Consider the following 24,912-nt stretch of genomic DNA (forward strand, 5'->3'; position numbering starts at 1 on the left):
ATGAATGAGTAAAGACTTAGATATTGCGAATCCAGCTCGAACCCAGGCGATTATGAACGCCTATGGGTTACGTGTAAAGAAGAGCTTGGGACAAAACTTTTTAACTGATCAAAACGTGTTACACAACATTGTCGCGACCGCTGATATTGGTCAAAATGATAATGTCATCGAAATTGGCCCTGGGATTGGGGCGTTAACGGAATATTTAGCGCGAGCAGGACATCACGTGTTGGCGTTTGAAATTGATGATCGGTTATTGCCAATCTTGGAAGAAACGTTATTTGATTATGATAATATCGATATTATCAATCAAGATATTTTGAAGGTTGATTTACCTGAGATGATTGCAACTCATTTAGAACCTGATCGGCCATTGAAGTTAGTGGCCAACTTGCCTTATTACATCACGACGCCAATCTTGATGAATGTGTTGGCTGGTAGTGTGAAGTTTGAAAATATCGTGGTCATGATGCAAAAAGAAGTTGCGGACCGGCTAGCTGCTGAACCAGGTACCAAAGCGTATGGGGCCTTGACGATTGCGGTGCAATACCGGATGGCCGCGGAACTGGCAATGATCGTCCCACGGACTGTTTTTGTGCCAGCACCAAACGTGGATTCAGCGATTGTTAAGTTAACGGCCTTACCACCACGGACACACGTGCCATTTGACGAAGCGGCCTTTTTCAAGGTTGTTAAAGCCGGATTTGCGCATCGGCGGAAGAATCTGTGGAACAATTTACAGAGTCTATTTGGTAAGTTACCGGAAACTAAAACGGCGATCCAAGCGGCGTTAGATCAGGCTGAAATCGATCCTAAGATTCGTGCAGAACGATTGACTGTGGACGAATTTATTACCTTAACCGACGCCCTACATGCCAGTGAGTTACTTTAGTCAATTATTGTCGTGAAAAGAGTTGCACATCAGAAAACCTTGTGATATAATATTGACTTTTTTATGAAAAGCTAGTATAGTTATTTCATCACGAGGAGGATTCTGAATGCCAATTTCACTAGCTGCAATTAAGGATAAGCTCGATTCCCGGATCGGACAACGGATGAAAGTCGTTGCTCAAGCGGGCCGCAAAAAGACCACTGAACGTCATGGTACTTTAAAAGAAACCTACCGTTCTGTGTTTGTGGTGGACTTAGACCAACAAGAAAACTCATTTGAACGAGTTTCTTACAGTTATACCGATGTGTTAACTAAGAATGTTCAAATCGCCTTTGAAGACGAAACAACTGAAGCTTAATTCGCCTAGTGCGGATTCTCAATATTAAGACCCCCAGCAAGGTCTTTTTATTTTGCCCTCATATTAGTATAATTAAAGGCAAAGTAACCTAAACGAGAGTGGGATAAAAGACGAGTTGCTACCGAGCATAGCCTAGGAATACAAATGATTGTGTATTTTCAATCGTTTGTATGCCGTAGCTAAGCGGAGGGAGCAGTCTTTTATTGCACGTTTTGACTATAAACATTCGGAGATGCAAAAACGAATTTGGGTTTTGTCCCAAAATCATCAAAGAGGGTGAGACGCGTGCAAATCGTGGAAAAAGCGCCAGCAAAGATCAATCTTGGTTTGGATACCTTGTTTGAACATCGCAACGGCGATAAAGAGTGGAATATGGTGATGACCTCCGTAGATTTAGCGGATTATGTTCAATTAGAGACCATCACGGCTAATCGGATTGAAGTGGCAACCGACAGTGGCTTTTTGCCCAATGATCGCCGTAACTTAGCCTTTCAGGCCGTTAGTTTATTGAAGCATCGTTACCATATTCGTAGTGGTGTTAAAATTAAAATTCATAAGGCCATCCCAGTAGCAGCCGGCTTAGGTGGTGGGTCATCGGATGCGGCGGCGGTGTTGCGTGGTCTCAACCGAATGTGGGAACTGAATCTGGATTTAAAAACGCTAGCCAAGTTAGGTTTGCAAATCGATTCGGATGTGCCATATTGCGTCTACAGTCAAACCGCACACGTGACTGGTAAAGGCGAAGTGGTCACCCCATTACCAAAGTTACCACCGTTATGGATTGTGCTGGCTAAACCTAAGATTAGTGTCTCAACGCCCAATATTTTACGGCAAGTGGATTACGATCAATTAGCAACGCATCCAGATATTGATCAGTTGTTAGCGGGGATTCAAGCGGGTGATTCGCAGCAGATTTTTACCAATATGGGCAATGTCTTGGAACCCATCACGGCGAAACGTTATCCAGAAATTATGCAAATCAAACGCCAGTTATTGACGTTTGGTGCTGATGCCGCGCAGATGAGTGGGACGGGACCGACTGTTTTTGGGGTATGCCGTAAGTTGTCACGAGCGCAACGTGTGTATAATTCGCTTAAAGGATTTTGCAAAGAAGTTTATTTAGTTCGGCCAGTTAACTTGGCCGATCGGTAAGTTAAGGACGGTCAACAATCAGGTTGAACGTCCTTTTTTCGTTAAAAAAGCACAAATTCAATCGTGTTCCGTGCACAAATAAGGTAGATTATGGTTAAATTAAGACTAAGAAGTGAGGTGGTTAAGATGAAGAACGCAACGAAGCTGGGTTTGAAATTAGCCGGGGTGGTCGGGGTGACGACTTATGCTGGCTCGTTGATTGGCGGGGCAATCGCGTACAAATTGGCGATGCACGTCACTGACGATCAAAAAGAACGCGGCAAGGCTTTATCCCGGGATGAAAATACGGAAATCGAAAATTTCTGGTATGACAAACAATTCAAACAACAATGGTTAATGCAGTCTTTTGACGGCTTGAATCTCGTTGCGACTTACATCCCGAACCCGCATGCTGGTGGTCGCTTAGCGATTCTTGCACATGGGTTAAACCATTCTCGCGAACAGATGGTGCCCTATGCACGGATTTTTATGAGTTTAGGTTATGATGTCTTAATGCCTGATGCACGGGCGTTTGGCGATAGTGAAGGACATACAATTGGCTACGGCTGGTTGGATCGTTTGGATTATCAGCGCTGGGTGGCGATGGCGTTAGAACAATTAGGATCAGATGTCGAAATTGTGTTGATGGGGATTTCGATGGGGGCTGCAACCGTGATGGCCACGAGTGGTGAACCGTTGCCACATAATGTGCGAGCGATTATTGAAGATAGTGGTTACGCAAGTTTGCGGGCCGAAGCGAAGTATCGGATTAGTCATAAGTTCAAGTTGCCAGCTGGGTTGATTATGCCAATGGCCAATCGGTTAGCCCGTAGTAGTGCAGGGTATGCGTTCAACGATGGTCGTAACTTGGAACAAGCCGAAGCTAGTGGGTTACCAATTCTGATTATTCATGGGACGCATGATCAAACGGTACCGGTGAAGAATGCGCACTTACTGTATGATCAACTCACGCAACAAAAAGGCTTGTATATTGATGCCGAAGCCGGGCATGTGGAAGCGATTCGGACCCATCCAGATCGGTATCAAGCAGTGGTTAATGAGTTTTTGACGGAGCAAGTTGGATTGCTTAAATAAAAAGATTGCACGTTATATGGTTACAATTAACGTTGATGTGACAAGTGTCACGCTTGCCGCCTGACGTTTTCCCACATTGAGCCGGAATGTTGTGGACGGACCGGCCAAAAAGCGGTCTGGACTGTCGTTTTGAAATGTCAAAATCGCGTTTCAAAAACGCCGAGCCCAATGTGGAGGCATTATTAACTTTAAACATTAAGCAGAAATACCCTTGTTAACTGTTTGTTATCGCAGTTAACAAGGGTATTTTTTGGCCTTTAATGTCGCCATAAATATAGACATCCAAAGCCGATGCTGGCGATTAACGCGAATGGAAAATAATGTCCAATTGGTGAAAAGGTAATTCTGCCGATGATCGTTAGGCCTAGAGCAATGAAGCTAAGCCAAGTTAAATCTTTGAGGATTGGGCTGAGTCGAATCGCTTGAAAATGCCGCCAGAATTTCAAGGTAACTCCTCCTTTCAGCAGTGGTTAATGAAAACCTATCATAGGGTGATCGCTAGAACTAGGCATAATTGAAAATTTATTTTTTTATCTTTCAGGCGAAAAGGCAATTTAAGCGGCCTATTGACAATCTATTTAAATCAGGTAAACTAAAACAGTAATCATTACTATTTACTTTTAAAAGAGAGATGGGGGCCAAATTATGACGGAACCCTTAATTGCCGTCCAACATTTAGCAATTGCGTTTCCAAATAATCCAGTTTTTAAAGATTTGAACTTTACGATTAATCAAGGTGATTTTTTGACGGTCATCGGTGAAAATGGGGTCGGTAAAACGACGCTGATTCGGGCTTTATTAGGTTTAGTGAAGCCAACTAGCGGGTCGATTAACTATTACCCTAGCAAAAAGGCGACTAAAATTGGTTATGTGCCACAATTTCGGAATTTGGATCAAGAATATCCATTAACGATTGAAGATTTTGTTGGTTTAAACATTCGCGGCTGGTTACCGTGGTTAACGAAGGCGGAGCACCGACAAGTCAACACTGCGATGAGTGTGACCAACGTGAAAAAGATCAAACAACGACCACTCGGAATGGCTTCCGGTGGTGAGAAGCAACGGGCATATTTGGCCCAAGCAATTGTGGAAGAACCACAGTTACTGATTTTGGATGAATCCACGGCTAGTTTGGATAATGAAATGAAATATGAATTATTAGATCTTGTTCAAAATCTCAATCAGACCAGCAATATTACGGTCTTGTTCATTACCCATGATTTGCCATTAGCGCAAAAATACGCTGATCATTTCTTGGCGTTACGACCAGGCCAACAAGAATATGGCACTATGGCTGGGATGTCGATTGAGCAGTTGAAGGAGGTCAGTGATGTTTAGTTTAGCGTTTATGCGTCACGCCTATTTAGCGGGGACGTTTATTGCCATTATTTGTGGGACGATCGGGGTATTTGTCATTGCCCGGAATTTATCGTTTTTGACTCACACGTTATCTGAAATTGGGTTTGCCGGGGCGGCCTTTGGGATCTTTATGGGCTGGACCGCCTTATCCGGAATGCTGATTTTTACGGTGATTAGTTCGGTGATTGTCGGGCAGATGAGTGTCAAACAGTCTCGGCGTGAAGCCTCAATCTCAGCGATTTCAGCGTTGTTTATTGGGTTAGGGATTCTGTTCTTATCGCTGTCCAATCAGACATCCAGTTATGCCACCAGTATTTTATTTGGGAGTGTGATTGGGATCGCCCAAGCCGATGTGATTCGGGTGGCAGTCTTATCCGGCATTGTCTTGCTTGTGATGCTGGGATTGTATCGACCACTGAAGTTTGATTCGTTTGATGCCATTGGGGCGCGCGTGAGTGGGCTTTGGACCACGGCCATTTCGGTGGTGTTCTTAGTCTTAGTGGCGATGAGTGTTAGTGTTGCGGCGCAAATTGTCGGCTCATTATTAATTTTCATCTTATTGACGTTACCTGCCGCCGCGGCGCGATACTTCGTGCACACCGTTAGCAAAATGATTGGTTTGTCCATTTTATTTGCGTTAGTTGGCGTCTGGCTAGGTTTATACTTGAGTTATGTGACGAACCTACCTGTCAGTTTCTTCATTGCCGCGATTGAATGTATTTTCTACTTTGCCGCTTTGGGGTACCAACGTTTGAGTGTTGGCAGTTAAATTAGTGACAAGACGTTGACGCATGTCGACGTCTTTTTTTGTGGCCTGTTAAACGAATGTTCTCAATTTCGGGATAGTCGCAGCTGTTTAAAGCCAAATTCAAGACGAAATGTTAAGAAATTCCGATTGTTTCGTAAAAAGATTGTAAAAGTCTAGCTAATTTCCGAACGTTTGTGTTATCATTTTGCATGGACTTTAAAAAAGATGATTTAGGTAGAGGTGGCAATATGAAAGTACGTAGAAGCGAACGTTTAATCGATATGACACGTTATTTATTGGAACGCCCGCATGCGTTAGTTTCGTTAACATTTTTTGCGGAACGCTATGAATCCGCTAAATCTTCCATTAGTGAAGATTTAACGATCTTAAAGCGCACGTTCCAAATGCGTGGCACTGGGATCTTAGAAACGATTCCGGGCGCTGCCGGTGGTGCGCGATTTATCCCTTATATTTTAAAAGAAGAAGCGCAAACGTTCATTGATGAAATGACCGATTTAGTAGCGGATAAGAGCCGGGTCTTGCCTGGTGGGTATATTTACTTATCAGATATTTTAGGCCAACCAGAAATTTTACGGCAAGTGGGTCGGGTCATTGCCACGCAATACTTGAACCAAAAGATCGATGCTGTAATGACGGTGGCCACGAAAGGGATTCCGATTGCGCAAAGTGTCGCGACTTACTTAAACGTGCCATTTGTGATCGTACGTAACGATTCCAAAATCACCGAAGGCTCAACGGTCAGTGTCAACTACGTGTCCGGGTCTTCAGAACGGATTAAGAAGATGGAATTATCTAAGCGTAGCCTGAGCGAAGGCGCCAACGTCTTAATCGTCGATGACTTCATGAAGGGTGGCGGGACGATCAACGGAATGAAGACCTTGATCGAAGAATTCGATGCCAATTTGATTGGGATTACCGTCTTTGCGGAAGCTGCCTTTACGGGTAACCGTTTGATCGACGACTATACGTCATTATTGCGAGTTACGAACGTTAATGATAACGAAAAGGCGATTAAAGTCGTTCCTGGAAATTATTTAGAAACGGTTTTTGGCGCCGAAGTTTAGCTAGACCGATTGTCTTTGGGCACATGTCAGTGAAATGTTAGCATCGGTTGCGACACGGGTCGTAATCTCTGGTATCATTAAAATATCTGAAGACTAAGGAGTTCTTTTTATTATGACCACTAAAAATGCAATTATCCTCGCCGCTGGTAAAGGGACGCGGATGAAATCCAAGTTAGTCAAAGTGTTACATCAGGTTTGTGGCAAGTCGATGGTCGATCATGTTTTGACCCAAGTTGAAGCTGTTTCGATGGATAACATCGTGACGATCGTTGGCCATGGCGCTAAAGATGTGGAAGCCGCGTTAGGTGACCGCACCAAGTATGCCGCTCAGACCGAACAACTCGGGACCGGCCACGCCGTGTTACAAGCTGAACCATTATTGAAAGACCAAGATGGGATGACCTTGATTATTAGTGGTGACACACCACTATTTCGGGCTGAAACCCTTGAAGAATTATTTGAATATCATCAAGCTAAAAAAGCTGCTGGGACGATTTTGACATCTGAAGCGCCTGATCCACAAGGCTATGGTCGGATTGTTCGCAATCATTTGGGTATTGTTGAAAAGATCGTGGAACAAAAAGATGCTTCAAAAGAAGAACAAGAAATTCACGAAATCAATACTGGGGTTTACTGTTTTGACAACCAGGCCTTATTTAAGGCATTACATCAAGTGACCAACGATAATGCTCAAGGTGAATATTACTTGACCGACGTGATTCAAATCATGAAGGACCAAGGCGATATCGTGGCCGCTTATCGGATGGACGATTTCGATGAATCCATGGGGGTTAATACGCGGGCCGCTTTGGCACAAGCTACCAAAGTGATGCAACAACGGATTAACGCCCAACACATGGAAGACGGGGTTTCAATCATCAACCCAGCCGATACGTATATCGATGCTGGTGTTAAGATTGGCGCGGATACGATTATCGAACCTGGTGTGTTAATTAAAGGGAAGACGACCATTGGTGAAGATTGTTTCATCGGGGCCCATTCTGAAATTCATGATATGACGATTGAAGATCGGGTGACGGTCACGTCGTCCTTCTTAGAAGACTCTATCATGCATGCTGATAGTAACATTGGCCCTTACAGTCATTTACGGCCCCAAGCTGAAATTGGCGAACACGTTCACTTAGGTAACTTTGTGGAAGTGAAGAAGGCTAAGATTGGCGACCGGACTAAGGTTGGTCATTTAACTTACGTTGGTGATGCCACTTTAGGCAAAGACATCAATGTTGGTTGTGGCGTGGTCTTCGTCAACTATGACGGTGTCAATAAACATCATACCAATGTGGGTGATTCCGCGTTTGTTGGGAGTAACTCAAACATTATTGCGCCAGTTGAAGTGGCCGATCATTCCTTTATCGCTGCTGGGTCAACAATCACCGATGATGTTAACTTCCATGACATGGCGATTGCCCGCGCACGACAAACAAATAAACCAGATTTCTGGGGTCGTTTACCACACGAACCTGAAAACGAATAAGATTTTTGAACGTTTGAGCTATTTGGCTCAAACGTTTTTTTGTCAGTTAAAGATCACGCCTTGTGAGTATACCTGCTTACTAGTGATGACTTTAGTTAGCACCTGCGCTAACCAGTGATTCTGCCTGCTGTGGGGAACAGTTCCAGCCAAAGATCGGGCTTCCACTTCGCTTTTAAGCCTAGCGAAAACCGCTAGGCTTAAAAGTCGTCCACCTCGTAAGCCCGGAAAAACGTCCGGACTAACGAGGTGCTCACAGCTGGCGCCATCACTGGGTAGCTCCGGTTAGGCTCTTGTCGCTATTAGACTAAGTTAGTCATTATCATAGCCGAAAGTGAGTCCAATTGGGCCCAGCCGTGGGAGTCTCTTAGCGATTTATCGCTTAGAGACTGGCGTTTTTGAAACGCGGGTTGGGCAGTTCAAAACGATGGTCAAGACCGCACTTAGGCTTGACCAGTCCGCCCACAGCGTTCCGGCCCAAATTGGGCGAACGACAGGCGGCAAGCTGTGCTAACTTTGTCGTTGTTGAGGAAGTTATGACTTAATGTTCGGTTTTTGTCGGCTGATGTAAATGAATTGGTTCAATTAGCGCTTGTTACCGGTACCATTTACATCCCATGGGGCTCACAGGTCAAGCGTTTTAGTTGACAAGCCAAGCTCACGAAACTTTAATATTTAAAAGTTAAGGGCGCACAAAACCCGAAGTATCCGCTCCTAGCCCAGTCTGACGCAATTTCTAACTGCTAAAGGGACTTGATTTTCAACGCTAAAATGCATATTATTTAAGAAGTAATAAATTTTCGAATGGAGGAAATTATGTCAGAACAGTATTTTGATCCAAAGTTAAAGATTTTTGCTTTGAATTCAAATAAACCATTGGCAGAAAAGATCGCTGAAGCCGTTGGGGTTAAACTAGGTAAGACCTCAGTTGATCGTTTTAGTGATGGCGAAATTCGCATTAACATTGAGGAAAGTATTCGTGGTGACCAAGTGTACATCATTCAATCAACTTCCGCTCCGGTTAATGACAACTTAATGGAATTATTGATCATGATTGATGCATTACGGCGCGCGAGTGCTAAGACCATTAACGTGGTTATTCCTTACTATGGGTATGCCCGTCAAGATCGTAAAGCTCGTTCACGGGAACCAATCACCGCTAAGTTAGTCGCTAATATGCTTGAAACGGCTGGTGCTACACGAGTTCTAGCATTGGACTTGCATGCTGCTCAAATCCAAGGTTTCTTTGATATTCCTTTGGATCATTTAATGGGTGCGCCACTGTTGGCTGACTACTTCTTAACCCATCATTTAGATGAAAATGCTGTCGTGGTCTCACCTGACCATGGTGGTGTGACGCGGGCTCGGAAATTAGCAGAATTGTTAAAAGTACCGATCGCGATTATCGACAAACGTCGGCCACGTGCCAATGTGGCTGAAGTCATGAATATTATCGGGGATGTCAAAGGCAAGCGGGCCATCATGATCGATGATATGATTGATACCGCTGGGACCATTACCTTAGGGGCACAAGCCTTAATGGATGCTGGTGCAACCGAAGTTTATGCTAGTTGTACGCATCCAGTCCTTTCAGGACCAGCGATCGAACGGATTGAAAAGTCACCAATCAAGAAGTTGATTGTCACAGATTCAATCGCGTTACCAGCTGAAAAACAAATCGAAAAAATCGTCCAAGTTTCCGTTGGTCAATTAATGGGTCAAGCCATTAAGTTCATCCACGAAAATAAACCAGTTAGTCCATTGTTCAAGAATCGTTTCCATAACGAAGAAAACTAAGTTGGTTCGGATCACACGCCTAGTAGGCTTTGCCTGCTAGGCGTGTTTTACTATCCCAGCAAACTGAGCATTGGTATCGGTTTAGGGTTTTGCGTATAATATAAGTGAAAGTCGTTGTACAGAGAAGGTGCCATAATTGAATTGGTTTTATTGGGGAAGTCTCGCCTTGGTGAGCGCGGTGACGTTACAATTGACCGATCGTCGCCGCTGGCTGACAGGGCATTTGCTATTGGCAGCGCTGATTGGCCTAGCTTTGGCTGGCTATCGGTCCGTCAGTGCGCAAGCGAGTCCGTTTTGGCAATTCGTCATTGTTGGCTTAAAAGTAGTGGCCTATTTGGTTTTACCAGTGATCATTTTAGTGGTCGCGGTTAGTTTTGTGCGTTATAGTTATCGTCTGTTACGTAAAGAAGGCTGGCATCTGCATTACACGTTGTTAGCGATCGTTGGCGTTTTATTAGTCTTAATGTTAGGGTTATCGGCGATTAATGCGTTGAGTTGGCGATGGGCTTGGTTGTGGAAACTATTGGGCTTAGCGCTATTGTTGACGGCGTATTTTACGTTTGGCTTCTTAGCCTATTTGGTTGCTTGTGGCACGACGCGGTTAGGACGGCGACCACAACTTGACGCGATTATTGTGTTAGGAGCAGGATTAATGCCTGATGGTCGACCAACGCGAACATTGAGCTATCGCTTAAAAGCAGCTGCCAAGCTTTATCATCAGCAGCGTGTTAAACAGCATCAGCCGATTAAAATGGTTGTTTCTGGTGGGCAAGGTGCTGACGAGGTTGTGCCCGAAAGCACGGCCATGCGGCATTATTTAGTCGCATTGGGATTGCCGCTAGATGTGATTGTGGAAGAGAATCGGTCGACATCAACGGCTGAAAATTTAAAATTTACACATACGATTCTGGTTAAACAACAACCGTTCTATCAAGCAATGATGGTGACGAGTGATTATCATGTATTACGGGCCAATATCATTGCACGTCAACTACGGTTAAATGTCTATGGGTATGGTGCCCGAACACCGTGGTACTATTTGCCCTTTGCGGTTTTTCGTGAGTATTTAGCATTAATCGTCATGTATCGCTGGGCGAATCTCGCCGCTGTCGTGGGATTGACGCTGTGGTATGTGGCCATGATTTTTAAAATAATCTAATGAATTGACGGTCATCAGGAAAAAATTTTGGTTATGGTATAATGGAAAGCGTTAAAAGGGAGGGATTCGCCGTGGATAATGCGCGTCGACCACATTTTGGGGTTTTGATAGTCCTCTTTATTGGACTATTTACCCTAGCAGGCTGTGCAAAAATGACGAACGGAACGAGTAATAATCCGACCTCATCAGTTGCGACCAGTGGCACAGCCAAAATTTTAACCAAGGCAGATCAACAAATTTCACATCGACAAATCAATGCTGCGATTAAAACGTTAAAGACTGCGGATACGAGTAATACAACCGTTAAAAATTTATTAACTGGGTTGCATCACTATCAAAAAGCCGCGACCGCTTTGAATAAAAATCAACTCAGCGTTGCCAAGACGTATTTTAATACGTTATCGAATTATCAAGCATCAACGGATGCATCTTTTAATGCGGCCAAAACCGCGTTAATAAAGGAATATCAGCAAGTTAAACAAGCCAATAGTTATTATAATACGGCTCGTGATGAATTGAGTGTTCACGATTTGACCGCTGCTAAAACCAATATCGACAAGCTGGATAAAATTCCGGCGAGTCATCCGGTCATTAAGCAGTTACAAAAGAAAACACTGGCGATGAAGCAAGCCATTATGAATTATGAAGCTTCGCAGTCAACGAGTTCGGGCAGTGAAAGCTCAACGGTGACTGAAAGTGACAGTAGTTCGTCGAGTACAACGACCAGCAGTTCTACTAGTTCGTCGAGTGCGTCCAGCACTAGTGACAGTAGCAGTGCCGATAGCAGTAGTACGGCCACCAGTGATGCCACGAGTTCGACTAGTAGCACCAGTACCAGCACTTTAACGACCAAGCAAGTGTTAAGCAACTTCCGGGCTGCCGCTGGAGTTAGTTTTGCACAAGATGATCAATTCAATGTCATCAAGCAAACGGATAAGTATTATCAAATTGAAGTCATGCATGATAGTGAAGACACGGATGTAACGAACTTGACGGATATCTATCGTTATTATCCAACCAGTGGTCGAGTGACGAAACAAAATAGCTCAACTGGTGAATTTGAATAAGTATAAGTTTGTATACAAAAAGGGTTAATTCGGAATTTGAAATTCTGAATTAACCCTTTTTGCTTAGAGTAAGTGTGGATACACGCTTGTTAAGCTAAAGCCCAAGTCCGAATGGCGTGCGCAACCCCGTCTTCAACATTGGTTTTGGTTTCGTATTTGGCCAAAGCCTTGGCTTGTGGAATGGCATTGCCCATGGCGACACTGTTGGTGGCGTATTTAAGCATGCTCAAATCATTGCCTTGATCGCCAATTGCCATGACTTCATCGGCCGTAAGATTTAATCGTTCGGCTAAGTCTTTTAGCGCAGCGCCTTTGCTAGCGTTAGGGTTCATGAATTCCAAGAAGTAAGGTGCGGATTGGACGATATAGTATTTATCGCGGAAGGCTTGTGGCAACTGATCTTTAGCTACTGCTAAAAGTTCTGGCTTGTCGATAAACATACACTTAACAACTGGCATGTCGACCCGCATGTCGCCAGGTGCCCGGTAACGAATTGGCATGTTAACCAAGGCACTTTCACCAACCGTGTAGGGGCTAATATTGCGGTTAGCCGTGTAGATGTGGTCTTCACTTTCTACGTGACAATGAATATTGAGTTTACGGCTCAAGGCCTCAATATCGATGTAGTCTTCATGGGTTAAGGTGTGACTGGTAATGATGCGCCCACTGGTTGTTTGGGCCATGGACCCATTGAACGTAATCGCGTATTCATCGTCGCCGTTAATGTTGAGTTGCTTTAAAAATGGGCTCACACCACTTAGTGGGCGACCGGTACAAATGACCACTTTAATCCCTTGGTCACGCGCAGCTTGAATCGCGTCGATGGTGGCGGGGTTGAGTTCACTGTGTTCGTTGAGTAGGGTGCCATCCATATCAATGGCGATAAGTTTGACTGACATGTAAAAAATCCTCCTAAATAATTAACCGATCATTTTGAATGTGGTGCTGAAAAGTTTGGTAGATAGCCTCGAATAAGTCGACTTGTTCACTGCCATTTAACATTTCCTTAGGGAAGAAGAAGCGTTGATCACCGGAGACTTTGCCAGTGATTGCGTGGACCAAATCACTAACGGTAGAGAGTTCGACAAGTGAACCGTCTTCTTGCATTAATTCGATTTGAGTCCGGGGTTTCTTCATCTTTGGATCATAAGCATCGTATGGTAAATCATAACTGTCATTAATGTCGGTATAGTAATGACTGTTAAAGCCGGCTTTTTCAATGAGCGCTTGTAGTTCTGGGACGAGTTGACTGGTGGTGTTGTCAATGCGCGCTGATTTTAAAGGCCGACGATCTAAGAAACGAGTCGCTAAGTCGGCGAGAATCGAATCTTTGCTGTCACGCCAATGATTGAAGTACGTATTCAAGACGCCATCATCAAGCCGTAAATAATCTTGCAACGTAAAGTTATTATTGAAAAAAGGCAATAACATGTGCGGGGTGGCTTCAGCGTCAACTGAATGACTTTGGTACAAGTCGTTGGCTCGTTCCAACAAGTGATCCAAGATAACTTCCATTGATCGTGAAACTGGGTGGAAATAGACTTGCATGTACATCTGGAAGCGACTCACTATGTAGTCTTCGACCGCGTGCATCCCTTCCATGGCGAAAGTAATGCCGCCTTGGTAGGGCTTCATCACCCGTAAGATCCGAGTTAAATCGAAGTTACCGTAGTTGGTTCCGGTGAAGTAAGAATCACGGAGTAAATAATCCATCCGGTCGGCATCAATTTGACTAGAAATCATTTGGACGACTTGAGGATTGGGATACGTTTTTTGAATGACTGCCGCGACTTTAGCGGGAAAGTCAGGAGCGACTTGGCGTAAGACTTGGTTCACTTCAGTTTCTGGTGACGTCAAGATTTGGACGGTTAAAGCTTCGTGGTCCGTATGGAAAATGTGTTCAAACGTATGTGAATAAGGACCGTGACCGATGTCATGTAATAAAGCGGCGCAAAGAGCCACTAATCGCTCTTTGTCATCCCAGCCACCGTCACCGGGCGTTTGGGTGGGATAGTTACGGGCGAAATTGTCACAAATACGACGGGTGACTTCATAGACACCTAGACAGTGACCAAAGCGGGAGTGTTCGGCACCGTGGAAAGTTAACGATGTCGTCCCGAGCTGCTTGATCCGTCGTAATCGTTGAAATTCTGAAGTATTAATTAAATCTAAAATGAGTTGGTGTTGAATATAAACATAGTCATGGACGGGGTCACGAAAAACCTTTTCCATGGGAAGTCGTTGATGTTGACTTGTCAAATGAATGCCTCCGTTCGTTAACGTTCAGGTAGCCGTTGTTGGCGGCGTGCCATCTCTTGAAAAGCTTGGGTTAAATGAGCTTGAAATTCAGGCTCTGTCGTCACTAAGGGTAACCACTCCGTATCGAGTGACCCATGAGTAGCTAAGTGTTGATTGAATTGTGTAATCGCCTGTTGCGGGGTAATCGTTTGATCAAGTTGAGCAGCGACCGTGGTCATGACGGTGGGGTCAACTTGTGGGAAGCGGTCATCGATTTGTCCGGCTAGACTGCGGGTATAAAAGTCTTGAATTAATTGACTGCGTTGGGCTTGATCGCCGTTAATACTAATATACAACATGATGACCAAGGCTTTAGCAGTCCGCCTTTGGGACATGCCAGCAATCTTTTGACCGTGAATACTTAAATCGTAATCACCGGGACAATAAGAGTGTTTAATTTCACCAGCCACAATGGGTAAGGCTGGCCAAACCGACTGAACAGCTTGAGTCATCAGGTCATAAGCGGCGTTAATGGTGTAGGCTTGACGATCGGCCGGTAAGAACAAAGAGACGTTTAAAACACCTGCATCGGCGACAACGGCGAGACCGCCGGAGTTACGGAGCATGACTTGATAACCGGATTGGGTTAAGAAGTGGATGCCATCAGCTAAGGCTGGCAGCTGTTGATCCAATAATCCCAAGATGACCGTTGGCGACTGTTGCCAATAATGGACGATGGGCTGTTGTTGTTTGGCAGTCAACCAGAGTAAAGCGTTGGTGGTGGCAAAACTATCCAATAAGTCACCCGGTTGATAATGTTGTGTTAACGTTGCGATGGTCGGTTGACCCATCATGTAAATCACCTCGAACCGTTAGTTTCGCTTTCAATTATACGCGATTATGCCGGTATCCGCAGGGAAATTCCAAGTGTAGATGGATTTTTAGTCTTTTTGGCGCAGATGGCTTATAATTGTTAGGAAGATTGTGGCGATGGCTCGATGGTGACGAGCTGTCTTCTGAGGAGGTAAAACGATGGATGATTTAACGACGGGTGTTCCGGTGGCGATTCATTTGGAAACCGAAGCCGTGCAAGAGGGCGAAGCAGCTAACTATGCTTTAGATGTTGACGGCCAATTGGTACAAATGGGTGACACTTTTTATTTACGATATCAGGAAGTGAGCGACGATCACCCAGAACCAGTACCCGTAACGATTAAATTGGTGTCCAATGGGGACGTCGTGTTGACGCGGAGCGCGGAGAATCGGTTACAGTTACATTTTTCCAATGGTAAACGGGTGCAAGCTCGTTATCGCACGCCCATGGGGGTCTTGCCAGTTGATACGGTGACACCATTACTACAAGTTCGGTTACGCGAACGCCCATTTTCAGGTGAGATCAAGATCAACTATGATTTATATGCCGGCGAACAGTTAATCGGTAACTATAAGTTACGATTGCAATTTACAGCTTGATTTGGTATGATGAACTGTAAACTGTGGAAAGGACGTGCACCAGTTTGGAACTTAAACAATTTGATGGACAAAAAAAGTCCGAATTATCTTTAATCGAGGTTGCGCATGCGATTTTGGCACAACATGGTGACGTGATGGCGTTTGCCGATTTGACCAACGCGGTACAATCTTATTTAGGTAAAAGCGACGAAGAGATTCGGGAACGATTATCACAATTTTATACGGATCTTAACATCGATGGTAGTTTCATTTCGCTCGGTGACAATATGTGGGGCCTGCGTGCATGGTACCCATTTGAATCCATCGACGAAGCCGTAATTCATACGGACGATGATGAAGATGAAGATCGACCAAAGCGTAAGAAGCGTAAGAAGGTTAATGCCTTCTTAGCTGACGCCGGCGATGATGATGACGTTATCGATTATGATGACGATGATCCTGAAGACGACGACAATTACGAAGATGACGATGAAACTGACAGCGACGATGATGATTCCGAAGGCGCTGGCAAGTATGATGAACTTGCTGGGGTTGACGATGATGACGACGCTGCGGAAGAAACGTTACCAGATGGCATCGAAGGCCAATTGTCAGAATTGAACGATGATGATGACGACTACGATGATGATGACGAAGAAGAAAACAAATAAAGACAAGTTGTGATTTGACTTGACGAAAGTTGAATCTCCTTGTATTATCTTTATTGGGCTCCTTGGTAAACCTACTAAGGACATTCAAACGAAATCAAGCTCCCTATTCATTGAATAGGGAGTTTTCTTTATTTAATTATTCCCCACGAAATAAATCTTTAAGGAGTTATCACATGACCAAATATATTTTTGTAACTGGTGGCGTTGTGTCGTCAATTGGTAAAGGGATCGTCGCAGCTTCACTAGGGAGATTACTGAAAAATCGGGGCTTAAAAGTCACCATTCAGAAGTTTGATCCATATATCAACGTTGATCCTGGTACGATGAGTCCTTACCAACATGGTGAAGTCTTTGTAACCGATGATGGGACCGAAACTGATTTGGACCTTGGGCATTACGAACGGTTTATTGACATTAATTTGAATAAGTATTCAAATGTCACCACTGGGAAGATTTATTCAGAAGTCCTCCAAAAGGAACGCCGTGGCGATTACTTGGGCGCAACGGTTCAAGTTATCCCACACATTACTAACGCGATTAAAGAAAAAATCATGCGCGCTGGGACAACCACGGATTCGGATATCGTGATTACCGAAATCGGGGGGACTGTTGGGGATATTGAGTCATTACCATTTATCGAAGCTTTACGGCAAATGAAGAGTGATTTGGGTTCTGACAATGTCTTCTACATTCATACAACCTTGATTCCATACTTACGGGCCGCTGGGGAAATGAAGACGAAACCAACGCAACATTCAGTTAAAGAACTCCGGAGCTATGGGATTCAACCAAACATGTTAGTTGTACGGACTGAACAACCTATCACCCGGGAAATGCGGAACAAGATTGCGTCTTTCTGTGACGTTGAACCAGAAGCTGTCATCGAATCATTGGATGTTAAGACGATTTACTCAATTCCATTAAACGTGCAAAAACAAAAGATGGATGATATCGTCTTAGATCACTTTGGCGTCAAAGCCCCACAAGCTGATATGAGCGACTGGGTTAAATTAGAAGATCACGTGCAACATTTATCACGGACGATCAAGATCGCCTTGGTTGGGAAGTACGTGGCCTTACAAGATGCGTACATCTCAGTGACCGAAGCATTGAAGCATGCCGGTTATACGGATGATGCTGATATCGACTTACGGAAGATTTCAGCCGAAGAAGTTACGCCAGAAAACGTGGACAGCCTCTTAGGTGATGTTGATGGGATCTTGGTTCCTGGTGGTTTCGGCGATCGTGGGATCGAAGGAAAGATTACAGCGATTAAGTTTGCTCGTGAACATGATGTGCCATTCCTTGGTATTTGTTTAGGGATGCAAATGGCGAGTGTTGAATTTGCTCGTAACGTCCTTGGTTTGAAAGATGCGAACTCCGCTGAAATTGATCCAAAGACGCCAGATAACATCATTGACTTGATGGCTGATCAAGAAGATGTTGAAGATATGGGTGGGACGCAACGGCTTGGGGCTTATCCTTGCAAGTTGAAGCCCGGAACGGTTGCGGCTGCTGCTTATGGTAACGAAGAAGTTGTGATGGAACGTCACCGTCATCGTTATGAATTCAACAACAAGTATCGTGAAGCAATGACGGCTAAGGGCTTAGTCTTCTCTGGGACCTCACCTGACAACCGTTTGGTGGAAATCATCGAATTACCAAAACAACGGTTCTTCGTGGGTTGCCAATATCATCCAGAATTCTTGTCACGGCCAAACCGTCCTGAAGGGTTGTTCAAAGCATTCATCGATGCGGCTAATGAAACTGGTACGACTAAATAATTAACATATTCAGAGCTGTAAAAACGAGTTTGGGATTTTGTCCTAGACTCGTTTTTTGTAACCAGCTTTAGGGAAAAATTAAGTAAATGACAAAAACGAGTTGTGAAAGCGGTTGAATGATCGGATTTTACGATTATTTTGTGTTAAAAGATTACAGTTTCCTGATATTGGTTGTTTTTTTGTGAGACATTCTTTATTATGGTTATTGATTGTAATTGTACAGTGTGACACTTATTTAGCGAGGAAAGTTATGTTATGAAAAAAATGATTATCCATGGCGGAAAACGACTTTCTGGGGAATTGACGATCGGTGGCGCAAAAAATAGTACCGTCGCACTGATTCCTGCTGCGATTCTCGCAGACACTCCGGTCCGATTTGACACGGTTCCGCACATCTTAGACGTTCACAATTTAAAAATAATTTTGGAATCAATGAATGTTCATTCCACTTTTGAAGACGATGTTTTAACCATTGATCCAACTCAAATAGAAGAATCTGAATTACCAAGTCACGCAATTAAAAGTTTGCGGGCTTCCTATTACTTTATGGGCGCGTTACTCGGCCGTTTTAACCGAGCAACCGTCACCTTCCCAGGTGGGGACAATATTGGTCCTCGACCGATTGACCAGCATATTAAAGGCTTTAAAGCACTCGGTGCCAATGTCGTTGAAAAGAATGATTCAGTTTTTATTTCAACGGGTACTGAAGGGTTACACGGAGCCCGCATCTTTTTAGATGTGGTTTCCGTTGGGGCCACGATTAATATCATTTTGGCAGCGGTTAAAGCTCATGGGACAACCACGATTGAAAATGCAGCCAAAGAACCTGAAATTATTGATTTAGCAACATTCTTGAATAATCTCGGTGCCAAGATTCGCGGCGCGGGGACCGACGTCATCCGGATTGAAGGCGTTGATTCTTTGCGGTCACGAGCTACGCACACGATTATTCCTGATCGGATTGAAACTGGCACCTATTTATCACTCGCAGCAGCGATTGGTGATGGCATTTTGCTTAAGAATGTGATTCCAGAACATATGGAATCCTTTACCGCAAAAATGCTGGAAATGGGTGTTGATTTACAAATTAACGAAGATAGTATTTATGTGCCACGCGTCAGCGACTTAAGCCCAGTTCGGGTGAAAACGATGACTTATCCTGGCTTTGCCACGGATTTACAACAGCCAATTACGCCATTATTATTACGGGCGAACGGCAATAGTGTGGTCATTGATACGATTTATCCACAACGGACACAACATATTGCCCAATTACGTAAGATGGGCGCAGATATTCGTGTTCAGGATAATTTAATTGTGGTCGGTCATTCATCACATCTGCAAGGTGCGCACGTTGAAGCCGGAGAAATCCGTTCAGGTGCAGCTTTGATGATTGCTGGGTTGGTCGCCAGTGGCACAACTGAAATTTCACGGGCCGATAATATCCTGCGCGGTTATGATCGCGTGATTGATAAGTTGCGTTCGTTAGGCGCGCAAGTTGAAATTGCGGCTGACGAAGTGCAAGTTTAATGTTGGTTTAGTTAGCAAAAAAGGGGCAATTAGCGCCGCTTTTTGTTGTACCCAAATTTAGCTAGCCTGCATTAATCGAGAGAGAGCAGTGAGTATGGAAAAAATTTTAACAATGCATGACCTTGAACAAAAAACGCTCAAGGAAATCTACACTTATGCGCGCGACTACAAGATTCAATATTATTCACAAATGAATAAAAAAGAATTGTCGTTAGCTGTTTTACGAGAACAAGATAAAAAACGTGGTTTTGTGCAGATGGAAGGCGTCCTCGAGATTATTGGTCAAGAGGGTTATGGTTTCTTGCGGCCGATTAACTATGGGCCGTCACAGGAAGATATCTATATCTCACAATCCCAGATTCACCGTTTCGGGCTACGAAATGGCGATTATGTGGCCGGGCAAGCGCGCCCGCCTAAGCCTAATGAACGGTACTATGGGTTGATGCGAGTTGGCACGGTCAATGGCAAAGATCCTAATGAAGCCAAGCAACGGCCACATTTCCCAGCGTTAACGCCGTTATATCCACAACAACAAATCAAGTTAACGACGACGAAACAAATCTTGTCGACCCGTCTGATTGATACGTTTGTCCCAATCGGTTTTGGTCAACGGGGCTTAATTGTGGCACCACCCAAAGCGGGTAAAACCACGTTGCTTAAAAATATCGCTAATGGCATTATGGCCAATTACCCAGACGTAAAGTTGATCATGTTACTGATCGATGAACGACCTGAAGAAGTCACCGACTTAGAACGGTCCATCAAAGGTGAAGTGGTAAGTTCCACTTTTGATCAACAACCACAAAATCACGTCCGGGTTGCGGAATTAGTATTGGAACGGGCACGGCGATTAGTTGAAGACAAACAAGATGTGGTTATTTTGTTAGATTCGATTACGCGACTAACCCGGGCTTACAACTTAACGATGCCGTCTAGTGGGCGGACGTTATCTGGTGGACTTGATCCAACTGCTTTTTATAAACCCAAACGATTCTTCGGTTCGGCTCGAAATATTGAAGAAGGTGGCAGTCTGACGATTTTAGGGACCGCCTTAGTTGATACGGGTAGCCGGATGGATGATATGATCTATGAGGAATTTAAGGGAACTGGAAACTCAGAATTGCAGTTGTCGCGTGAATTAGCGGAACGGCGGGTCTTCCCAGCGTTAGATTTGAAACAGTCTAGCACACGTAAAGAAGAGCTCCTAATCAAACGTGAAGCGTTAGAACCTATCTGGCAAATTCGCCGATCAATGACTGGCAGTGCGCTGGAATATACTGAGCAATTGCTGCAATTCTTAAAACACAGTGATACGAATGACGCCTTTTTGCATGATCTATCCGGGTTAAAGATCAATAGTTCGTCAACTCGGCGACCACGGCGTTAACTAGCAAGACCCCTTGACGGTAACTGGCAATTCATGCTAAACTATCAAGGTTGTTTAAAACTATGATAATCTCTGTTTCAGCAAATGATTCAGGGCAAAGGAGCGTAATATTATGCGTAAAGGAATTCATCCAGATTACCACGAAGTCGTCTTCCAAGACTCAACGACTGGTTTCAAGTTCATCTCAGGTTCAACTGCAACCTCAGAAGAAACGGTTGAAATGGACGGTAACACTTATCCATTGATCCGTGTTGAAATTACTTCAGACTCACATCCATTCTACACTGGTAAGCAAAAGTTTACCAAAGCCGATGGTGCGGTCGATCGTTTCAACAAGAAATACGGCCTCAAATAAGCTTACAATTAATAAAAGCCAACCGGCGTTTGTCGGTTGGCTTTTTTTGTGCTGTTTTTGATAGGTTAGTAGCGAAGTAACGCTAAGGCAGCTGTTTCGGTCGGCATCCGATCAGCGGGGATCATCCGGATTTGACCTTGCTTACTGAGCACTTCATCGACTAAATCATCAATCAAGTTGTCTGGTAATGGTAAGTCGGTATCGACACTGCCATCAGTAGTGTTTAATGTCCCACTCACTTGGGCATTACTAGCGACAATCAAGGTATCAATTCTGCCAGCCAAGGCCGGTTTAATCATATCGAATGGATCGGCTAAAGCTAACTTGCGAGATTGGGCTTGGTCGTAGCGACTCAGCAAGATATCTGTCAGTTGCGTATGCCACTTATCTTGCAATGGCTTAACTGCTTCCTGCAATGCCGGTAAATCTAAGCCGTTTGGTGATTGATCCAACATTAAATGTTGTGATAAATAAGGGTTTTTGCTCAATTTCCGGAAAACGGCTTGATTATGCGGTAACCCGATTAAGATTAATGGTCGCTGTGACGATTTTGAATAGTGATCTAAAATATATTGGTCAACTTGTTGATAGTAATTACGTTGATCAATTTCGCGTTCCTCGGCTTTGGCATTGTGACCATGATAATTAACACCGTGGGCTGGGCTGGAGTTAAAGTTCAAGTCACCGCCTCGTTTTTCAGTGCCGAGAGTGGTTTTTAAATCGATCGGTGCATCAGCTGGAAGTGGGGTTTCAATTAAGCGACTTTCCCGGTGCTGATACATGGCCATCGAAGTTTCATTTAAGGCTAATAAGTCAAAGTCAAATTGTTGTTGGCGATCGGCCAAAATGGGGCGAATTGCTGGCATACTATTGACAATGACTTGTGCTTCAGTTGGCGTTTGTAAGTCAAAAGTCACTAAGGTATGCGCGTTGGCAATCAAGCCGGTTTGAGGACCGGTATGTTGTAACCACCAACTGTTGTCGGCGGCCAAGCGGTCGAATTGGACCTGGAACGGCCGAAAGTTTTCTTTAGGAAAGCGTTGTGCCAATTGTTGTTCAGCGGTTGCAACGAGTTCTTTTAACTGTAAGCGGCGCTGATTCAAGTCGTTTAAGACGGCATCGGTGTTTAGATAGATGGCGATGAATGGTCCAGCATCGCGTTGTTGCATTAATTGGTTGAGATCATTTTTTACCAAGATATCCATAGGTCCGACCTACTTTCTTTATTTGTTGATACTAGGATAGCAGGATTTAATATAATTATGCAAATGTTATGGTCTTGATAAGCGAAAAATAATTACAATGTTAAAGGTTGAAAGCTACTTTTTAGCAATAATCGTTGATATGATAGGTATTCATCGATCAAGACTAGTCGTACTTGCCACCTACCGTTCGCCCACCTTGAGCCGGAACGCTGTGGGCGGACCGGTTCAGCCAAAAGGCGGTCTGAACCGTCGTTTTGAACCACCAACCACGTGTTTCAAAAACGCCAGACTCTAAGCGATAAATCGCTAAGAGTCCCCACGGCTGGGCTCAATGTGAGCTCACTCTCGGTTATGACAGTGATTGCTATTGGTAGTCGCAATATAACCGGAGCCAGCCAGTGATGGCGTCGGCCGTGAAAATATCGTTAGTCCGGGTGATTTTCCCGGACTTTACGATATGGACGACTTTTGAGACTAGTGATTTTGACTAGGCTCAAAAGCGAGGTGGCAGCCCGTATTTTGGCTGGAACCGGTCCCCACAGCCGGCAGAATCGCTGGCTGGCGTAGGTGACAAATTTAGTCCAACTTAAGTCAATGTTGGTAAGGTTTCGACCAATATATATAACTTTCAACCTTTAGTTACAATACTAAAAAACGAAACCGTTACCTTTCTTATTAACTGAAATTAAGGTATATTTACGGTAGTTTAAAAATAGTTAGGGTGCTTAAAAATATGGGAGGCGGGCGCATGCCGAAAAAGCAGCATACCGGGTTAAAGTGGTTATGGCGGATCGTTTTCGTCATTTTAATTGTGATTTCGTTAGCATTGATTTTTAATGAACAAATTAAGAGTTGGTTGGTGAGTTCGTATTCGCCACCGGTTACAGCAAAAACGGTTAAAAAGAATCAAACTAAAAAAGGTAATTTCAATTTCTCTAAAGTGAAGTCATTGGATTTTCAGACGGTAGCGAAAGCACGGATGAATAAGAGTTCGATTAAAGTGATTGGGTCAATTGCGATTCCGTCAGTTGACCTTTATCTGCCAATCGGCAAAGGGGTTAGCAATGAGACGTTGGCATTAGCGGCGGGAACGTTAAAAGCAGATCAAACAATGGGCCAAGGTAACTATGCGTTAGCCGGCCATCACATGATCAAACACGGCGCACTTTTTAGTCCATTGTATTATCGCAGTAAAGTTGGTCAAATGATTTACTTGTCAGATGTAACGCATATTTACGCTTATCGGACCAGCCAACGAACGTTTATTAAAGCCACGGATGTGCAAGTGATTGATGACGTTCCTGGTAAAAAGCTAGTCACACTGATCACGTGTGATAAGACAGGGGCTGGACGATTGATGATTCGTGGGACTTATGTTCAGAAATGGGCCTTTAAACAAGCACCAACGACGATTCAAAAGTCATTTACGAGTCATTTCAATAACAAGTATTAAATTTGGTAGACGGCTTGTGGTCCAAGCGAGATTCACGTTACAATTAAGGTAAGCAAATACAAGGAGGTTCCACTGATATGGTTGGATTAATTATTATTGCGGTCATCTTAGTATTGGTTGCGATCTACGCCATTATTTATAACGGCTTGGTCAAAGCTCGGATGTACACGCAAGAGGCTTGGAGCCAAATCGACGTGCAATTAAAACGCCGGAACGATTTGATCCCAAACTTAGTGAACACAGTTAAAGGCTATGCCAAACATGAAAAAACAACATTGGCAGCCGTTGTTGAATTACGGAACCAAATGACGCAAGTTCCTAGTGGCGACCATCAACAAGCGATGGCCGTTTCAGATCAATTAACCAATTCTTTAAAGAGCATCTTTGCTTTATCGGAAAGTTATCCTGATTTGAAAGCTAATCAAGAATTCAATAAGTTAATGGAAGAATTAACCAATACAGAAAATAAGATTGCTTATTCACGGCAACTCTTTAATTCTAGTACCGCTAGTTACAATATGAAGCTCCAACAATTTCCCACAAACATCGTGGCTGGTATCCATCATTTTCAATCTTCTGAATTTTTGGCAGTTCCCGAAGCTGAAAAAGCGGCGCCAACTGTTTCATTTGATGATCAAGATTAGAGGTTAGGCC

24 protein-coding genes are annotated in these 24,912 nt (G+C 44.0%); 19 read left to right on the forward strand and 5 right to left on the reverse strand.

Annotated elements, in window-relative coordinates:
* The first annotated feature begins 4 nt into the window (after nucleotides 1–4).
* The 4 genes from rsmA (at nucleotide 5) to FFM84_RS07930 (ending at nucleotide 3,476) form a co-directional block, all read left to right on the forward strand.
* The gene (gene rsmA, locus FFM84_RS07915) at nucleotides 5–892 is read left to right on the forward strand and encodes a 16S rRNA (adenine(1518)-N(6)/adenine(1519)-N(6))-dimethyltransferase RsmA (RefSeq protein WP_130844155.1); all 888 of its coding nucleotides are present in this window, start codon (nucleotides 5–7) and stop codon (nucleotides 890–892) included.
* A gap of 106 nt (nucleotides 893–998) precedes the next feature.
* Nucleotides 999–1,250: a Veg family protein gene (locus FFM84_RS07920; RefSeq protein WP_024623954.1), complete on the forward strand. Its 252-nt coding sequence runs from the start codon at nucleotides 999–1,001 to the stop codon at nucleotides 1,248–1,250.
* A 285-nt stretch (nucleotides 1,251–1,535) separates the two neighbouring features.
* A complete protein-coding gene (ispE, locus tag FFM84_RS07925; RefSeq protein WP_130844154.1) occupies nucleotides 1,536–2,402 on the forward strand; it encodes a 4-(cytidine 5'-diphospho)-2-C-methyl-D-erythritol kinase in 867 nt (288 codons plus the stop codon).
* 126 nt (nucleotides 2,403–2,528) lie between these two features.
* Nucleotides 2,529–3,476: an alpha/beta hydrolase gene (locus FFM84_RS07930; protein ID WP_130844153.1), complete on the forward strand. Its 948-nt coding sequence runs from the start codon at nucleotides 2,529–2,531 to the stop codon at nucleotides 3,474–3,476.
* Nucleotides 3,477–3,733: 257 nt separating this feature from the next.
* On the opposite strand, the gene FFM84_RS07935 is transcribed toward FFM84_RS07930, so the two are convergent.
* On the reverse strand, nucleotides 3,734–3,922 hold the full coding sequence (locus tag FFM84_RS07935; RefSeq protein ID WP_130844152.1) for a hypothetical protein: 189 nt from the start codon (nucleotides 3,920–3,922) through the stop codon (nucleotides 3,734–3,736).
* Nucleotides 3,923–4,121: 199 nt separating this feature from the next.
* Here FFM84_RS07935 and FFM84_RS07940 point away from each other — a divergent pair, with 199 nt between their 5' ends.
* The 7 genes from FFM84_RS07940 to FFM84_RS07970 all read left to right on the forward strand — a co-directional run bounded on the left by FFM84_RS07940 (nucleotide 4,122) and on the right by FFM84_RS07970 (nucleotide 12,183).
* Nucleotides 4,122–4,814, forward strand: a complete 693-nt coding sequence (locus tag FFM84_RS07940) for a metal ABC transporter ATP-binding protein (RefSeq protein ID WP_130844151.1) — start codon at nucleotides 4,122–4,124, stop codon at nucleotides 4,812–4,814.
* Nucleotides 4,807–5,604, forward strand: coding sequence for a metal ABC transporter permease (locus tag FFM84_RS07945; RefSeq protein WP_130844150.1), 798 nt, complete (start codon nucleotides 4,807–4,809; stop codon nucleotides 5,602–5,604). The genes FFM84_RS07940 and FFM84_RS07945 overlap by 8 nt, the downstream gene beginning before the upstream one ends.
* Before the next feature lie 227 nt (nucleotides 5,605–5,831).
* Nucleotides 5,832–6,668, forward strand: coding sequence for a pur operon repressor (gene purR / locus FFM84_RS07950; RefSeq protein ID WP_130844149.1), 837 nt, complete (start codon nucleotides 5,832–5,834; stop codon nucleotides 6,666–6,668).
* 112 nt (nucleotides 6,669–6,780) lie between these two features.
* A complete protein-coding gene (gene glmU, locus FFM84_RS07955; RefSeq protein WP_130844148.1) occupies nucleotides 6,781–8,163 on the forward strand; it encodes a bifunctional UDP-N-acetylglucosamine diphosphorylase/glucosamine-1-phosphate N-acetyltransferase GlmU in 1,383 nt (460 codons plus the stop codon).
* 813 nt (nucleotides 8,164–8,976) lie between these two features.
* Nucleotides 8,977–9,957: a ribose-phosphate diphosphokinase gene (locus FFM84_RS07960; protein WP_130844147.1), complete on the forward strand. Its 981-nt coding sequence runs from the start codon at nucleotides 8,977–8,979 to the stop codon at nucleotides 9,955–9,957.
* 136 nt (nucleotides 9,958–10,093) lie between these two features.
* A complete protein-coding gene (locus tag FFM84_RS07965; RefSeq protein WP_130844146.1) occupies nucleotides 10,094–11,116 on the forward strand; it encodes a YdcF family protein in 1,023 nt (340 codons plus the stop codon).
* 71 nt (nucleotides 11,117–11,187) lie between these two features.
* The gene (locus FFM84_RS07970) at nucleotides 11,188–12,183 is read left to right on the forward strand and encodes a hypothetical protein (protein ID WP_130844145.1); all 996 of its coding nucleotides are present in this window, start codon (nucleotides 11,188–11,190) and stop codon (nucleotides 12,181–12,183) included.
* Between the two features lie 89 nt (nucleotides 12,184–12,272).
* Here the strand turns inward: FFM84_RS07970 and yidA are convergent, their stop codons facing one another.
* From yidA to FFM84_RS07985, 3 genes are read right to left on the reverse strand one after another with little or no spacing between them, the layout of a single operon-like run.
* On the reverse strand, nucleotides 12,273–13,082 hold the full coding sequence (gene yidA / locus FFM84_RS07975; protein WP_130844144.1) for a sugar-phosphatase: 810 nt from the start codon (nucleotides 13,080–13,082) through the stop codon (nucleotides 12,273–12,275).
* A 13-nt stretch (nucleotides 13,083–13,095) separates the two neighbouring features.
* Nucleotides 13,096–14,415: an HD domain-containing protein gene (locus tag FFM84_RS07980; RefSeq protein ID WP_130844143.1), complete on the reverse strand. Its 1,320-nt coding sequence runs from the start codon at nucleotides 14,413–14,415 to the stop codon at nucleotides 13,096–13,098.
* 44 nt (nucleotides 14,416–14,459) lie between these two features.
* Entirely contained in the window at nucleotides 14,460–15,272 is an 813-nt protein-coding gene (locus FFM84_RS07985; protein WP_130844733.1) for a lipoate--protein ligase family protein, read from the reverse strand.
* A gap of 181 nt (nucleotides 15,273–15,453) precedes the next feature.
* Between FFM84_RS07985 and FFM84_RS07990 the strand changes: the two genes are divergently transcribed.
* The 6 genes from FFM84_RS07990 (at nucleotide 15,454) to FFM84_RS08015 (ending at nucleotide 21,600) form a co-directional block, all read left to right on the forward strand.
* Nucleotides 15,454–15,894, forward strand: coding sequence for a YwiB family protein (locus tag FFM84_RS07990; RefSeq protein ID WP_130844142.1), 441 nt, complete (start codon nucleotides 15,454–15,456; stop codon nucleotides 15,892–15,894).
* A 44-nt stretch (nucleotides 15,895–15,938) separates the two neighbouring features.
* Nucleotides 15,939–16,544, forward strand: a complete 606-nt coding sequence (gene rpoE, locus FFM84_RS07995; RefSeq protein ID WP_130844141.1) for a DNA-directed RNA polymerase subunit delta — start codon at nucleotides 15,939–15,941, stop codon at nucleotides 16,542–16,544.
* A gap of 173 nt (nucleotides 16,545–16,717) precedes the next feature.
* Nucleotides 16,718–18,328, forward strand: a complete 1,611-nt coding sequence (gene pyrG / locus FFM84_RS08000) for a CTP synthase (protein WP_130844140.1) — start codon at nucleotides 16,718–16,720, stop codon at nucleotides 18,326–18,328.
* A gap of 255 nt (nucleotides 18,329–18,583) precedes the next feature.
* On the forward strand, nucleotides 18,584–19,858 hold the full coding sequence (gene murA, locus FFM84_RS08005) for a UDP-N-acetylglucosamine 1-carboxyvinyltransferase (protein ID WP_130844139.1): 1,275 nt from the start codon (nucleotides 18,584–18,586) through the stop codon (nucleotides 19,856–19,858).
* A 94-nt stretch (nucleotides 19,859–19,952) separates the two neighbouring features.
* Nucleotides 19,953–21,245 carry a transcription termination factor Rho gene (gene rho, locus FFM84_RS08010; RefSeq protein WP_130844138.1) on the forward strand — a complete coding sequence of 431 codons (1,293 nt, stop codon included), beginning with the start codon at nucleotides 19,953–19,955 and terminating at the stop codon, nucleotides 21,243–21,245.
* Between the two features lie 112 nt (nucleotides 21,246–21,357).
* Nucleotides 21,358–21,600, forward strand: coding sequence for a type B 50S ribosomal protein L31 (locus FFM84_RS08015; RefSeq protein WP_130844137.1), 243 nt, complete (start codon nucleotides 21,358–21,360; stop codon nucleotides 21,598–21,600).
* Between the two features lie 65 nt (nucleotides 21,601–21,665).
* Here the strand turns inward: FFM84_RS08015 and FFM84_RS08020 are convergent, their stop codons facing one another.
* Nucleotides 21,666–22,805: a baeRF6 domain-containing protein gene (locus FFM84_RS08020; RefSeq protein ID WP_130844136.1), complete on the reverse strand. Its 1,140-nt coding sequence runs from the start codon at nucleotides 22,803–22,805 to the stop codon at nucleotides 21,666–21,668.
* A 748-nt stretch (nucleotides 22,806–23,553) separates the two neighbouring features.
* Here FFM84_RS08020 and FFM84_RS08025 point away from each other — a divergent pair.
* Together FFM84_RS08025 and FFM84_RS08030 are read left to right on the forward strand one after the other, a co-directional pair.
* Nucleotides 23,554–24,258, forward strand: a complete 705-nt coding sequence (locus tag FFM84_RS08025) for a class A sortase (protein WP_130844135.1) — start codon at nucleotides 23,554–23,556, stop codon at nucleotides 24,256–24,258.
* Between the two features lie 77 nt (nucleotides 24,259–24,335).
* Complete coding sequence (locus FFM84_RS08030) at nucleotides 24,336–24,902, forward strand: LemA family protein (protein WP_130844134.1); 567 nt, start codon at nucleotides 24,336–24,338, stop codon at nucleotides 24,900–24,902.
* The last annotated feature ends 10 nt before the right edge of the window (nucleotides 24,903–24,912 follow it).

This window comes from Lactiplantibacillus mudanjiangensis, assembly GCF_005405385.1.
In the GTDB taxonomy this organism is placed as follows: domain Bacteria; phylum Bacillota; class Bacilli; order Lactobacillales; family Lactobacillaceae; genus Lactiplantibacillus; species Lactiplantibacillus mudanjiangensis.

Excerpts from the sequence above, each read along its gene's own strand:
- pyrG (WP_130844140.1), top strand. The coding sequence starts at position 16,718 with ATGACCAAATATATTTTTGTAACTGGTGGCGTTGTGTCGTCAATTGGT.
- FFM84_RS07940 (WP_130844151.1), top strand. The coding sequence starts at position 4,122 with ATGACGGAACCCTTAATTGCCGTCCAACATTTAGCAATTGCGTTTCCA.
- FFM84_RS08030 (WP_130844134.1), top strand. The coding sequence starts at position 24,336 with ATGGTTGGATTAATTATTATTGCGGTCATCTTAGTATTGGTTGCGATC.
- purR (WP_130844149.1), top strand. The coding sequence starts at position 5,832 with ATGAAAGTACGTAGAAGCGAACGTTTAATCGATATGACACGTTATTTA.
- FFM84_RS08020 (WP_130844136.1), bottom strand. The coding sequence starts at position 22,805 with ATGGATATCTTGGTAAAAAATGATCTCAACCAATTAATGCAACAACGC.
- FFM84_RS07930 (WP_130844153.1), top strand. The coding sequence starts at position 2,529 with ATGAAGAACGCAACGAAGCTGGGTTTGAAATTAGCCGGGGTGGTCGGG.
- FFM84_RS07990 (WP_130844142.1), top strand. The coding sequence starts at position 15,454 with ATGGATGATTTAACGACGGGTGTTCCGGTGGCGATTCATTTGGAAACC.
- murA (WP_130844139.1), top strand. The coding sequence starts at position 18,584 with ATGAAAAAAATGATTATCCATGGCGGAAAACGACTTTCTGGGGAATTG.
- FFM84_RS08015 (WP_130844137.1), top strand. The coding sequence starts at position 21,358 with ATGCGTAAAGGAATTCATCCAGATTACCACGAAGTCGTCTTCCAAGAC.
- rho (WP_130844138.1), top strand. The coding sequence starts at position 19,953 with ATGGAAAAAATTTTAACAATGCATGACCTTGAACAAAAAACGCTCAAG.
- FFM84_RS07960 (WP_130844147.1), top strand. The coding sequence starts at position 8,977 with ATGTCAGAACAGTATTTTGATCCAAAGTTAAAGATTTTTGCTTTGAAT.
- yidA (WP_130844144.1), bottom strand. The coding sequence starts at position 13,082 with ATGTCAGTCAAACTTATCGCCATTGATATGGATGGCACCCTACTCAAC.
- FFM84_RS07980 (WP_130844143.1), bottom strand. The coding sequence starts at position 14,415 with ATGGAAAAGGTTTTTCGTGACCCCGTCCATGACTATGTTTATATTCAA.
- FFM84_RS08025 (WP_130844135.1), top strand. The coding sequence starts at position 23,554 with ATGCCGAAAAAGCAGCATACCGGGTTAAAGTGGTTATGGCGGATCGTT.
- glmU (WP_130844148.1), top strand. The coding sequence starts at position 6,781 with ATGACCACTAAAAATGCAATTATCCTCGCCGCTGGTAAAGGGACGCGG.
- FFM84_RS07945 (WP_130844150.1), top strand. The coding sequence starts at position 4,807 with ATGTTTAGTTTAGCGTTTATGCGTCACGCCTATTTAGCGGGGACGTTT.
- FFM84_RS07985 (WP_130844733.1), bottom strand. The coding sequence starts at position 15,272 with ATGGGTCAACCGACCATCGCAACGTTAACACAACATTATCAACCGGGT.
- rsmA (WP_130844155.1), top strand. The coding sequence starts at position 5 with ATGAGTAAAGACTTAGATATTGCGAATCCAGCTCGAACCCAGGCGATT.
- FFM84_RS07920 (WP_024623954.1), top strand. The coding sequence starts at position 999 with ATGCCAATTTCACTAGCTGCAATTAAGGATAAGCTCGATTCCCGGATC.